The organism is Curtobacterium sp. 22159, from assembly GCF_052045775.1.
Taxonomy (GTDB): Bacteria; Actinomycetota; Actinomycetes; order Actinomycetales; family Microbacteriaceae; genus Curtobacterium.
The window spans coordinates 167565-179781 of sequence record NZ_JBQEPN010000008.1 but is presented as its reverse complement, the minus strand read 5'-3'; the positions used below and the strand labels follow the sequence as shown (position 1 = coordinate 179781).

At 71.7% G+C, this 12217-nt stretch carries 13 protein-coding genes; 7 read left to right on the top strand and 6 right to left on the bottom strand.

What is annotated here, in order from left to right; all coding sequences use genetic code 11:
• Positions 1–143: 143 nt before the first annotated feature.
• From ACTJKO_RS11415 to ACTJKO_RS11395, 5 genes are all read right to left on the bottom strand, one after another.
• Positions 144–428: a hypothetical protein gene (locus tag ACTJKO_RS11415; protein ID WP_440688729.1), complete on the bottom strand. Its 285-nt coding sequence runs from the start codon at positions 426–428 to the stop codon at positions 144–146.
• Entirely contained in the window at positions 418–891 is a 474-nt protein-coding gene (locus tag ACTJKO_RS11410) for a flagellar export chaperone FliS (RefSeq protein WP_440688727.1), read from the bottom strand. Before ACTJKO_RS11410 ends, ACTJKO_RS11415 begins: the two co-directional genes overlap by 11 nt.
• Before the next feature lie 11 nt (positions 892–902).
• Positions 903–2306: a flagellar filament capping protein FliD gene (gene fliD, locus ACTJKO_RS11405; RefSeq protein ID WP_440688725.1), complete on the bottom strand. Its 1404-nt coding sequence runs from the start codon at positions 2304–2306 to the stop codon at positions 903–905.
• Between the two features lie 94 nt (positions 2307–2400).
• Entirely contained in the window at positions 2401–3240 is an 840-nt protein-coding gene (locus ACTJKO_RS11400; RefSeq protein WP_440688723.1) for a flagellin N-terminal helical domain-containing protein, read from the bottom strand.
• 118 nt (positions 3241–3358) lie between these two features.
• A complete protein-coding gene (locus ACTJKO_RS11395) occupies positions 3359–4201 on the bottom strand; it encodes a sigma-70 family RNA polymerase sigma factor (RefSeq protein ID WP_440688721.1) in 843 nt (280 codons plus the stop codon).
• A 395-nt stretch (positions 4202–4596) separates the two neighbouring features.
• On the opposite strand from ACTJKO_RS11395, the gene ACTJKO_RS11390 reads away from it, so the two are divergent.
• The 6 genes from ACTJKO_RS11390 to ACTJKO_RS11365 all read left to right on the top strand — a co-directional run bounded on the left by ACTJKO_RS11390 (position 4597) and on the right by ACTJKO_RS11365 (position 10033).
• On the top strand, positions 4597–5082 hold the full coding sequence (locus tag ACTJKO_RS11390; RefSeq protein ID WP_440688719.1) for a flagellar protein FlgN: 486 nt from the start codon (positions 4597–4599) through the stop codon (positions 5080–5082).
• A 3-nt stretch (positions 5083–5085) separates the two neighbouring features.
• Positions 5086–6507 (top strand): flagellar hook-associated protein FlgK, encoded by a 1422-nt coding sequence (flgK, locus tag ACTJKO_RS11385; RefSeq protein ID WP_440688717.1) that lies wholly within the window; start codon positions 5086–5088, stop codon positions 6505–6507.
• Positions 6508–6509: 2 nt separating this feature from the next.
• Positions 6510–7391: a flagellar hook-associated protein FlgL gene (flgL, locus tag ACTJKO_RS11380; RefSeq protein WP_440688715.1), complete on the top strand. Its 882-nt coding sequence runs from the start codon at positions 6510–6512 to the stop codon at positions 7389–7391.
• The gene (gene fliW / locus ACTJKO_RS11375; protein ID WP_440688713.1) at positions 7388–7756 is read left to right on the top strand and encodes a flagellar assembly protein FliW; all 369 of its coding nucleotides are present in this window, start codon (positions 7388–7390) and stop codon (positions 7754–7756) included. Before flgL ends, fliW begins: the two co-directional genes overlap by 4 nt.
• A gap of 279 nt (positions 7757–8035) precedes the next feature.
• On the top strand, positions 8036–8995 hold the full coding sequence (locus tag ACTJKO_RS11370; protein ID WP_440688711.1) for a hypothetical protein: 960 nt from the start codon (positions 8036–8038) through the stop codon (positions 8993–8995).
• 108 nt (positions 8996–9103) lie between these two features.
• The gene (locus ACTJKO_RS11365) at positions 9104–10033 is read left to right on the top strand and encodes a hypothetical protein (RefSeq protein ID WP_440688709.1); all 930 of its coding nucleotides are present in this window, start codon (positions 9104–9106) and stop codon (positions 10031–10033) included.
• Between the two features lie 11 nt (positions 10034–10044).
• Here ACTJKO_RS11365 and ACTJKO_RS11360 read toward each other — a convergent pair whose 3' ends face one another.
• Positions 10045–11013 (bottom strand): beta-ketoacyl-ACP synthase 3, encoded by a 969-nt coding sequence (locus tag ACTJKO_RS11360; RefSeq protein ID WP_440688707.1) that lies wholly within the window; start codon positions 11011–11013, stop codon positions 10045–10047.
• Positions 11014–11211: 198 nt separating this feature from the next.
• Between ACTJKO_RS11360 and ACTJKO_RS11355 the strand changes: the two genes are divergently transcribed.
• The gene (locus ACTJKO_RS11355) at positions 11212–12183 is read left to right on the top strand and encodes an aldo/keto reductase (RefSeq protein WP_440688705.1); all 972 of its coding nucleotides are present in this window, start codon (positions 11212–11214) and stop codon (positions 12181–12183) included.
• The last annotated feature ends 34 nt before the right edge of the window (positions 12184–12217 follow it).

Below are 12217 nucleotides of genomic sequence, written 5' to 3'. Positions count from 1 at the left end.
GCCGACACGCGTGCGACAAGACCGCTGTCGTGCGACAACGGCGATGTCGCCCCGTGCACGCTCCCGCCATCGCGGACGGACGGAACGACGAAGTCGCTGTCGTACGACGTCGGTGATGTCGTTGCGAGTCGGCAGCGAGCCCGTCAGGCGGAAGCGTCGAGGTACACGGCCCCCCGCGGCTCGCGCGTCGCCGCGACCGAGCGCAGCGCACCGAGGTGCTCCGCCGTCGAGCGGCGCTCGGCCTCGAGCACGGCGATGCGGTCCCGCTGCGCCGCCAGGATCCGGGAGGCACGACCCACCAGCTCCCGCGGCACCGGTCCCAGCCCGGTCGGCTCGGCCCACGTGGCCCCGGTGTCTCCGGTCGCGTCGCGTTCGAGGGCGTCGAGCAGCACCTCCCAGGCGGAGTGGTCGTCCGGCTCAGGCGACACCGAGGGCTCCACCCGTCGGCCGCTCGGCGGTGGTCGCCGGGAGCGCGGCGGCTGCGTCGTGCCAGGACTGCCGCAACGGTTCGAGGATCCTGATGCAGTCCCGCGTCGCCTGCACGTCGCGGTGCACGTTCGCCGTGATGAGCGACGTGGACGCGTAGTTGTAGATGGCGAGGAGCCCCTCACCGCCGTCCCACACGTCGATGCGGAGCGTCGAGGACAGCTCCCCGACGATCGCCTGGGCGTGCAGGAGCTGCTCGCGGGCGGCGTCCCAGTCGGCACCGGTCTGCGCGGCCTCGGCGCGGTGGAGGTCGAGCAGGAGCCGGTCGTACAGCATCGTGACCAGCTGCGCGGGCGTCGCGGAGAGGACGGCCTCGTTCGTGTACTGGGCGCGGCGCTGGTCGGTCACGGTGCGCGGCTGTGCGGCCTGGCGGAAGGCGGCGGACTGCAGGTCGAAGGCGTTCATCGGGGTTCCCGTCAGCTCGAGCTCGAGGCGAGCTGGCTGGCGAGCCAGCTCGACTGGGACTGGAGCTTGCTGAGGCTGGTCTCGAGGGCCGCGTACTGCGTCTGGAGCGCTGCGCGGCGGGCGGTGAGGCGGTCGGTCCAGCTGTCGATCTGGGTGTTGAGGTCCTTCGCGACGGCCTGCTGCCCGGTGATCGACGTGGTGATGGAGCCGTCGTACTTGTCGGACGCTGCGGTGGCGGTCGCCCCGACGTTCGCGGCGACACCGGACAGGATCGCCTGCGTGCCCTGGGGGTCGGCGGCGAGGGCCTTCTGGAACGCGTCGGCGTCGAAGCTGAAGTCGCCGTCCTTCGTGATCACGATCCCGATCGACGACGGCGACTTGCCGTTCACCGGTGCGGACATCGTGCTCGACAGCCGCTGCACCACGTCGCGTGTGGTGGCGTCGCCCATGAGCACGCCGGCGGTCGTGGTGGTCGTGCCGTCGGTCGCGCTCGTCGTGCTCGTGACCGAGGTGTTCGACGTGTAGTACGCGGCGACGGCGTTCATCGCGTCGACGAGTCCGGAGGCGACGGCCTGCGCCTTGCTGGTGTCCTGCGCGACCGTGAGCGTCACCGGGTCGGTGGTGGGCTGCGACACCGTGACGCTCAGTCCGGGGACGAGGTCGGTGAAGGTGTTCGTCGCGCTCGTGACGGTCTGGGCTGCGGCCGTCCCCGCCCACAGCGTGACACTGGCGTCCTTGGCCTGGGTCACGACCGCGGCGCCGACCTCGGTGAGGACGTTCGTCGCCGTGCCCGCCGTGACCTCGTCCGCCGTCCCGCGGTACACCTGGAACGCGCCGGCGGCCCCGGTCTTCGTCGACGTGAGCTGCAGACGGTAGAGCTTCGTGCCGTCGGCGTCGGTGCCGGCGGCGACCTTCGTGGCGGTGACACCGGCGCCGGACTTGTTGATGGCCGACACGGTGTCGTCGAGGGAGCCGGAGGCCGGCGTGACGGTCGTCTTCGTGCCGTCGGCACTGACGAGCGTGACGGGCTGGGCCGCCGCCGACCACGTGGACATCGCGGCGGTCACGCCCACCTGGGCGGACGCGGTCGAGCCCACCGTGAAGCTGATGGAGCCGGCGCTCGCGTTCGCGCCCGTGACGGCGGTGACGCCAGGCGACGAACTGGTCGCGCTGAAGACGTCGAGCGAGGTCGCCTTCGCCGCGTCCTTCGCCTTCGAGGCGAGGGTCTGCACCAGCCCGTTGATCGTCTGCAGTGACGAGATGAACGAGTTGGTGGTGGTGAGCTTGTTCTTGAGGAGCGTCTGCGGGACGGCCTCGACGCTCATCAGCGAGTTGATGAGGTCGGTGGTCTTGAGGCCGCTGACGAGCCCGTCGATCGCGAGGCTGCTCGCCGACGAAACGGACGACGTGGACATCGGGGGCTCCCTGCCGTTTCGGGGTGGAGGTCGGATGCGGGTGACGCCGCCGCCCGGGATGCCTGGGCGATCCCGGACGACGGCGTCGGGAGTGCTAGCGCAGGAGCGAGAGCACACCCTGCGTGCTCTGGTTCGCCTGGGCGAGCATCGAGGTGCCGGCCTGGCTGAGGATGTTGTCGCGCGTGTACTTGACCATCTCCTCCGCCATGTCGACGTCGGTGATGCGCGAGGACGCAGCGGTGAGGTTCTCCTTGGCCACGTTCGTCACGTTGATGGCGTGGTCGAAGCGGTTCTGGATGGCACCGATGTTCGAACGAGCCGTCGACACGTTCTTGATCTGCGCGTCGATCGCGGTGATCGCCGACTGGGCACCGGCGGCGGTCGTGAAGTCGAGCCCGGTGACGGCGGTCGCCACGGTGCTGACGTTCGCGCCCGACAGGTCGACGTCGATCTGGCTCGCCGCATCGCCGTTGGCGCCGACCTGGAACTTCAGGACGCCTGCGGTGCCGGCCGAGCCGTCGAGCAGGTTGATGCCGTTGAAGTTGGTCGACTGGGAGATGCGGGTGAGCTCCTTGGACAGCTCGGTGACCTCGGTGGAGATCGCCGTGCGGGAGTCCGCGTTGTTCGAGTCGTTGCCGGCCTGCACGGCGAGGTCACGCATGCGCTGGAGGATCGAGTGGGTCTCGGTGAGGCCACCTTCAGCGGTCTGCACGACGGAGATGCCGTCCTGTGCGTTGCGGGCGGCGACCGTGAGGCCACCGACCTGGGACTTCAGCCCCTCGGAGATCGACAGACCGGCCGCGTCGTCGGCAGCACGGTTGATGCGGAGGCCGCTCGAGAGCTTCTCGAGGGACTTCGACAGGTCGTTCTGCGTCGAGTTGAGGTTCCGGTACGTGTTGAGTGCCGAGAGGTTGGTGTTGATGGACATACCCATGGTGGTTTCCTCCGTGAATCTGGGTCGTGCGTCGGCCCGTCCGTGGGCTGACATCGTGGACTCTCGACCGGTTGGCCGGAGCCGTTAGGTGATCGGCGAGGTTTTTCCCCGCCGACGTCTAGCCGGCCGCCACGGCCGGGTTGCCGGCGGCGTCGTGGACGGCCCGGGCGACGCCCGCTGCGGCGTTCGCGGCGACGCGTGCCAGGTAGGCGCTCCGACGAGCGGCGGTCGTCCTCGAGGTCGGCTCGGCGGCGACCCCATCGTCGCCGTAGTGCGCGGCGAGCCCGTCGCGGAGCAGGCGCATCGCCTCCGAGCGCTGCTGTGACACCGCGGAGTGCGTGATCCCGAGTTCGGCGGCGACCTCGGTCACCGAGCGGTCGCCGAAGTACACGCTCTCGACGACGAACCGCATGCGCTCCGGGAGCGCTTCCACTGCGGCGCGGAGGTACCGACGCTTCTCGGCCTCGAGCAGGTCCTCGCCCGGGAGCGGCACGTCGGCGACGAGGGTGTCGTGCACGGTCTCGTCGAGGGGACCCACCGTGCGGGCGGCGTCGCTCATGGCGTCGGCGGCGGTCTGACGGTCGACGCCCATCGCGTCCGCGACCTCCTGCACGCCCACGCTCCGGCCGAGCCGGGCGGAGAGCGCCTCCTGCGTGGCGAGGGTCTCGCGGATGCGCTTCCGCGTGCCGCGGGAGGCCCAGTCGGCCGAGCGCATGTCGTCGGCGATCGCGCCGGTGATCCGGGTGCGCGCGTAGGCGCCGAAGGGGACGCCGAGGTCGGGGTCGAACGCGTCCGCCGCCGCCACGAGCGCGAGGGACCCGACGGCGGCGAGCTCGTCGCGGTCGAGGTGGGTGGCACGGGCACGGACGTCGGCGACGATGTAGCCCACGAGCGGCAGGTGCTCCACGATCATCGCGTTGCGGTCGTTCCGGTCCATGCTGATCCCCTGGTCGCCTGACATGAGTGACCCGTCCCTGGGCGCGGCGGACACCGGCCTCGGGAGGCCGGTGGAGTACGCCGAAGACCCACCCGGTTCCCTCCGGGTGGTGCACGTCCGCGTCCCTGCGACACGGTGCGGGGTGTCCCCCGCGGTGCGGTTCGAATGTATCGGCTGACAACGGCCTGTACGGGTACACAACCGTCCCCAGTGCGGGGGTGACAGGGCGCGTCGAGCGTCGGCATTTGGGGGGACTCCGACCGGGGAACGAGCGTTCTTGTCCCCCACACGGGGCCGTTGCGCGATCGATCGCCGTTGTCCACGGGACGCACCTCCCGACGCGCCGCTTACGTGCCGGTCAGGGCGCCCGATAGCTCCCGGTGTCCGCAGGATGACCGACACCCCGACCGGAGGAGCTGATGAGCGTGAACGAACTGTCCGCCGTGCTCTGGCGCGAACGCGAACTGCTCGAGCTGCTCACCTTCAAGCTCGAGGAGGAACAGCTGCTGCTCGCAGCCGGACGCTCCCGCTGGGTGTCCCACGCCAGCCGTGAGGTCGAGCAGGTCCTGGAACGACTCCGGAGCACTGGGCTCGAGCGCGCCGCGTCGAGTGCCGAGGTCGCCGAGGAGTGGGGCGTCCCCGCCGACGCACCCCTGCGTGAGGTCGTCGCCGCGGCACCCAGCGGCCCGTGGGGCGAGATCCTCGCCGCGCACCTCACCGCCATGGTGGAGCTGACCACCCAGATCGGCGCGCTCCGCGACGAGAACGACCGCTTCCTCCGCACCGCTGCCCAGGCGACCGAGGAGACGCTCGCCGGCTCCGTGGCCGGGGCCGCGACCTACGACGCCACCGGCAGCTCGGGCACCGGCACGGACGGCGCACGACTGTTCGAGGGGACCCTGTAGGCCGTGGTCAGTACGTTCGGATCCCTCGCCACCGCCTACTCCGGCCTGGCCGCAGCCCGCGCCGGCATCGACGTGACCGGGCAGAACATCGCCAACGCCGGCACGACGGGCTACACCCGGCAGCGCGTCACGCAGACGTCGATCCCCGCTGCGCAGACCGGGTTCGTGCGCGGCACGGCAGCCCTCGCCGGGCAGGGCGTGTCCGTCGACGGCATCGCCCGGCTGGCGTCCCTCACGCTGGACGCCGGAGTCCGTGCCGCCGTCGGCTCCTCGGCGTACGCGGACACCAGGGCCACCGCGCTCTCCGCCCTCGAGACGGGGCTCGCCGAGCCGGGCGACGACGGCCTCGCCACGAAGCTCGACGCGTTCTGGTCGTCGTGGAGCGAGCTGTCCAGCCACCCCGACGACCCGGGTGCCGCCAGTGCGGTCCTCGGCGCCGCGAAGACCGTCGCGAGTGCGCTCGCGACGGGATCGAAGGCGATCGACGCGCAGTGGTCGAGCATCCGCGGCACCGTCGAGGGCCAGGTGCGCCAGCTCAACGAGACCGCGTCGCAGGTCGCCGACCTGAACGGGCGGATCCGGAGCACGCTCGCCTCGGGCGGGAACGCGAACGAGCTCCTGGACCAGCGCGACCAGCTCACCGAGCAGATCGCCTCGCTCGCCGGTGGCACGGTCCGGCAGAACACCGACGGCACGGTCGACGTCCTCATCGGCGGCAACGCCATCGTGCAGGGCACCGACGCACGCCAGGTCGCGCTCGGCGGCGGCCAGCGGCTCGCCGACGGTGCTGCCGTGACGCTGAGCTGGACCTCCGGCACGGCCGGTTCGGTGTCGCTCTCGGGCGGGTCCATCGGCGGAAACCTCTCGCTGCTCGCGCCCGCGACCGCGAACGGCACCGGCGGTGCACTCGCCGAGGCGTCGGTGGCGTACGACCAGGTCGCGACGAAGCTCGCGGCGGCCGTGAACGCCGTGCACGCGACCGGGACCACCCCGACGGGCGCGACCGGCGCGCCGTTCTTCGCACTCACCGCCGGCGTCCCCGCCGCGCAGGGCCTGACGGTCGTGCCGACGGACGGCAGCGGCCTGGCGACGCGGAACGCGTCCGGGCAGCTGGACGACTCGTTCACCGACGCGCTCTCACGGCTCGGTACGGCGTCCGACGGCCCGGACCGCGCGTGGGCGACGTTCGTGGCGGGGGTGGGCAGCGCCTCCCGGTCCGCCGCATCGGAGTCGACGCTGACCGGTCTCGCGATGACCAACGCACGCACCCAGCAGCAGTCCAGCGCCGGGGTGGACCTGGACGAGGAGAACGTGAACCTGTTGAGCTACCAGCACGCCTACCAGGGCGCAGCACGCGTCCTCACCGCCGTCGACGAGATGCTCGACACCATCATCAACCGCGTCGGACTCGTCGGGAGGGGCTGACCGTGATCACCCGTGTGACCACCCAGATGTCGATGGCGGCCGCCTCCGCGCGGCTGCAGGCCGGTGCGGCGAAGGTCGCCCAGCTCACCGAGCAGGCGACGACGCTGAAGAACATCCAGCGGCCGTCGGACGACCCGGTCGGCACGATGTCGTCGATGCAGGTCCGCAAGGAGCAGGCCGCCGCCGCGCAGTACACCCGCAACGCCAACGATGCGGTCGGCTGGCTCGCCACGACGGACAGCGCGCTCTCGAGCGTCTACTCCGTGCTCAACAACGTGCGGGACCTCACCGTGCAGGCCGCCAACAGCGGCACGATGAGCGACACCGACCGCGAGGCGTTCATCACCCAGTTCCAGTCCCTGAAGTCGGAGCTGGAGTCGCGGGCGAACACGACGTACGGGACCCGTTCCGTCTTCGCGGGCTCCTCCACCGCGTCCACGGTGTACGACCCGGCGACCGGCTGGGCGCCCTCCGGCACCGACGTCACCCGACGCATCGGCGACGGCACCACGGTGCGGGTCGACACCTCCGGCACCGACGTCTTCGGCTCCGGGTCCTCGTCCGTCTTCGCCGTGATCGACTCCATCGTCGGCGACCTGCAGAACGGTGTGAACACGAACCCCCGGATCAACGAGGTGGACGCGGCGATCAACACGGTGCGCGGCGTCCAGGCCGACGTCGGCGTGCGTCACGCGGCGGCGCTGTCCGCCCAGGACGCGTTGAAGACGGCCACCGTCACGCTCGAGAACCGACGTGCCGGCATCGAGGACAAGGACCTCGGCAAGGCCGTCCTCGACCTGCAGGTGCAGCAGACCAACTACCAGGCAGCCCTCGCCGTCACCGCGAAGGTCCTGCAGCCGACCCTGATGGACTACCTGTCATGAGCATCGACCTGACGTTCGCCGTCCCGCCGTTCGGGCTGTCCCCGGCGTCCCGCTTCACGCTCACCGCGGTCGAGGACGCCGCCGGGCTGTTCACGCTCGTGGGCGACGACGCCCGGCTGTTCCTCCTCGACGCCGCGGTGCACCTGCCGGACTACGCGCCGGAGCTGACGGACGAGCAGGCGGCGGCACTGGAGCTGACCGACCCCGCCGACGCCGTGCTGCTCGTCGTCGCGAACCCCGGTGACGCGGGCACCACCGTCAACCTGCTCGCGCCGATCGTCGTGAACGCGCGGACGGCCGCTGGGGCGCAGGTCATCCTGGAGGACCAGGACCTGCCGCTGCGGGCGGAGCTCGCCCGGCGCTGAGGCGGGCGGGGGCGGGGCGGTCGGGCCGGTCGGGGGTGGGGCCGGCCGGTCTGCCGACGCGAAACGACGATGTCGCTGTCGTACGACAGCGACATCGTCGCTACCCCGCACGCGCAACTGTTGCAGACGCCGTCGAGCGACACGATCGCTGTCGGACGACATCGACGACGTCGCACCTTGCGCACGCACTCGCCCTCCACAGCCTGGAGGCGCGGCTCGCTCTCCACAGATCGCCTCACCGATGCCGCCGGGTCACCTCGGCCCGGGCATCGTGAGGGCATGTACGAGCGAGCCGTTGCGATCCCCCTCATCCGGACCGGTGGTCTTCCGAGCGCCGAACGCCGAGCGCTGCAACGTCGGGTCCACCGCGGTGAGCTGATCGCCCTCCGGCCGGGTGTCCTCGTGCGACCCGAGCACGTCGACGGCCTCGGGGACGAGCACCGGCACCTGCTGCTCGTCCGGGCCGCCGCACCGACCATCGTGCACCCCGCCGCCGTCTCGCACCGCTCCGCTGCGGTCGTGCACGGACTGCCGTTCGTGGGAGCGGTGCCGGACCGGGTCGACATCACGGACCCACGCCGCAGCCGGAACGAGACGACTGCGCTCCGTCGCGTCCATGCGGCGCAGCCTCGTGCGGACCTCCCGAGCCGGTGGTCGGGCCTGCCGCCGACGACGCCGATCGAGATCTGCGGCGCGCCCGTGACGCCCCTCGTCCGCACCCTGGTCGACGTCGCGAGCTGCACGTCGCTCGTCGCGGCGGTGCCCATGATCGACGCTGCGCTCCACGGGCGGCAGGTGCTGCCCGCGATGCTCGCGGACGAGCTCGACCAGCACACGCGCAAGGGACAGGACAAGGCGCGCACGGCCATCGCGCTCGGGTCGGCGCTGTCGGGCTCGCCCGCGGAATCGGTGTGCCGCGTCCGGTTCCGTCAGCTCGGAGTACCGGAGGCCGTGCAGCAGCGCGTCTTCGCCCGGCCCGGTGAACGGACGGCCGTCGTCGACTTCTGGTTCTCGGCGCAGGGCGTCGTGGTCGAGGTGGACGGTCGTGCCAAGTACGAGGACCCCGCGATGCTCGCCGGCCGCTCCACCGCCGATGCCCACTGGAAGGAGAAGCAGCGGGAGGACTTCGTCCGCTCCTTCGCCGAGGTGCGCACCGTCGTCCGCCTGACCTGGGCGGACCTGATGGACCCGGAGCGTGTCCGCGTGAAGCTCGTCCGTGCGGGTGTGCCGTGCCGGTGACCACCGAGCGCCGGCGTCTGGGATCGCGTCTGCGACCGCCGCACCGGGCGCCGACGGCGGCCGTGCGTCCCGACCGGACTCCCACCCGAGCGGCGTACCGTCGTCGCCATGGCCCGAGAGCAGAAGGACCAGGCGATCGTGCCCATGCCGGCAGCGCCTGTGGCCTCCACCCCCACCGAACCCGACGCACGAACCCCCGACCAACAGCCGACCGGCTGGGTGAAGATGCTCGACCGTGTGCTCAGCGTGCAGCGGCCCGTGGTGGTCGCGCACGTGAACGGACTCCGGCGACGGCACCCGGACGCGAGCCCGGCGCAGATCATCCAGCTCCTCGAACGGCAGTACCTCACAGCGGTCACGACCGGCGGGGCGGCCGTCGGCGCGAGCGCGGTCATCCCGGGGGTCGGCATGGCCGCGGCGCTCGGTCTGAGCGGGGCGGAGACGGTCGGTTTCCTGGAGACGACCGCCCTCTTCGCGCAGTCGGTGACGGAGGTGCACGGCATCGCACTCGACGACCCGGAGCGCGCTCGGATGCTCGTGATGGCGATGATCCTCGGCACCCCGGGCACGCAGCTCATCAACCAGCTCGCGGGGCAGATCGCCGGCGGGCAGGTACGGACGGCGTTCTGGGGCGAGATGGTGACGTCCTCGTTGCCGAAGCAGGTCGTGAACGGGATCGGCGGCCAGGTGCGCGACCAGTTCATCAAGCGGTTCGCGGCCCGGCAGGGCACGACGATCGTCGGGCGGGCACTCCCGTTCGGCATCGGTGCTGCCGTCGGCGGTCTGGGCAACCACACGCTCGGGCGGAAGGTGGTCCAGGCGTCTCGCACGGGGTTCGGTCTCCCGCCGGCGCACTTCCCCGTCGTGCTCGAGCCGAAGGCGACGAAGCAGCCCAAGGAGCCCAAGGAGCCCAAGGAGCCCAAGGCCCCGAAGGCCCCGAAGCAGGCGAAGGGCCCACGGGAGCCGCGTTCGATCACCCGGCGCTCGGGCCGCGAGGACCTCTGGGCCGAGACCCCGACGCGGCCGCCGGGCGACTGAGCCGACCGCGGTCAGCGTGCCCGCACGGGCGTCGTCACCACCTGGCCGGCGTGCGCGAACCCACCGCCGAAACCGAACAGCAGCGCCGGGACGCCCTCCGGCAGGTCCCCACGCGCCCAGGCCTTCGACAGGCCGAGCGGCACGCTCGCAGCCGAGGTGTTGCCCGACTCGACGACGTCGCGCACGACGTACTTCGACTCCCCGCCGAGCGCGGAGACGAGGGGCTCGATGATCCGCAGGTTCGCCTGGTGGAACGCGAACACCTCGATGTCGTCGAGCGTGAGGCCTGCCGCCGCGACCGCCGCACGGGCGTGGTCGGCCGCCTCGGTGATCGCCCAGCGGTAGATCGAACGCCCCTCCTGTGTGAAGCGCTCCGGGTCGCCGGAGACGAGCACGGCCTCCTCGAGGTGCGGCACGCTCCCCCACGACACCGGCCCGATCTGCGCGTCGTCGGAGACCCCGAGCACGGCCGCGCCAGCCCCGTCCCCGACGAGCACGCACGTGGAGCGGTCGGTCCAGTCGACGATGCCGGACAGCACCTCGGACCCGACGACCACGGCGATGTCGGTCGACCCGACACGGATCGCCTGATCGGCCAGCGCGACGCCGTACTCGAACCCGCTGCACGCGGTGTTGATGTCGATCGGCGCGGCGGTCGGCGAGAGTCCGAGTGCCGCAGCCACACGTCCGGCGGTGTACGGGGCCCGGTCGCGGTGGGTGGTCGAGGCCACGATGACGAGCCCGACGCGGGAGGGCTCGACGCCGGCGTCGGCGAGGGCGTTCCGTGCCGCCTCGATCGCCATCGACGTCACCGTGTCGTCCGGTCCGGCGATGTGCCGGGTCTCGATGCCGGTCCTCGTGCGGATCCACTCGTCGTTCGTGTCGACCATGGTCGACAGCTCGTCGTTCGTCAGGACGCGTGATGGCTGGTGGTGGCCGAACCCGAGGATCCGGCTGCCACGGAGAGCTGCGGTGTTCACGAGAGGGCACGCTACTCCCCCGTCCGTGCCGCTCATGCCCGCCTCGGCATGCGACCGCGCATCGAGAATCCCCGAGGCCCGGAACCGACCGGGCGGACGACCGACCCCGCGGCCGGAACCGACCGGGCGGACGACCGACCTCGAGGCCGGTACCGGCAGGGCCTGTCACCGCCACCCCCGAGCGCGTAGACCGGCCGCATGGACTACACACACCTCGGACGGACAGGGCTGTCGGTCTCACGAGCAGTGCTCGGGACCATGAACTTCGGACCGGAGACGAGCGAGGACGACTCGCACGCGATCATGGACCGGGCGCACGAGCTCGGCGTGAACTTCTTCGACACGGCGAACGGCTACGGCGGCTCGGTGGGCAAGGGCGCCACCGAGGAGATCATCGGCCGCTGGTTCGCCAAGGGCGGCGGTCGGCGCGAGAAGACCGTGCTGGCGACCAAGGTCTACGGCGACATGATCGACTGGCCGAACGGCGGCAAGCTCAGCGCGTACAACATCCGGCAGGCATTGGACGCGAGCCTCCGCCGGCTGCAGACCGACCACGTGGACCTCTACCAGTTCCACCACGTCGACCGGGCGACGCCGTGGGACGAGATCTGGCAGGCCATCGACGTCGCGGTGCAGCAGGGCAAGGCGCTGTACGTCGGGTCCTCGAACTTCGCCGGCTGGCACATCGCCCAGGCGCAGGAGGCCGCGGCGCGCCGTCACACGCTCGGCCTGGTCAGCGAGCAGTCGATCTACAACCTCGTGGTGCGCGACATCGAGCGCGAGGTCCTGCCGGCCGCCCGGGAGTACGGCCTCGGCGTCATCCCCTGGTCGCCGCTCCAGGGAGGCCTGCTCGGCGGCGTGATCGAGAAGACGGAGAACGGCTCGCGTCGGCTGTCCGGCCGCAGCGCCGAGTACGTGGAGGGGCACCGCGACCAGCTCACCGCCTACGAGTCCTTCGCGAAGGAGCTCGGTCACACCCCGGGAGAGCTCGCCCTGGCGTGGCTGCTGCACCAGCCGGGCGTGACCGCACCGATCACCGGCCCGCGGACCATGGAGCAGTGGGAGTCCGCGGTCCGCGCCGTGGACATCCACCTCGACGACGCGGCGCTCGCCCGCCTCGACGAGATCTTCCCGGGGCACGAGACCTCCCCGGAGGACTACGCCTGGTGACGACGGATCGCTGACGCGACCGTGACGGGAGGCG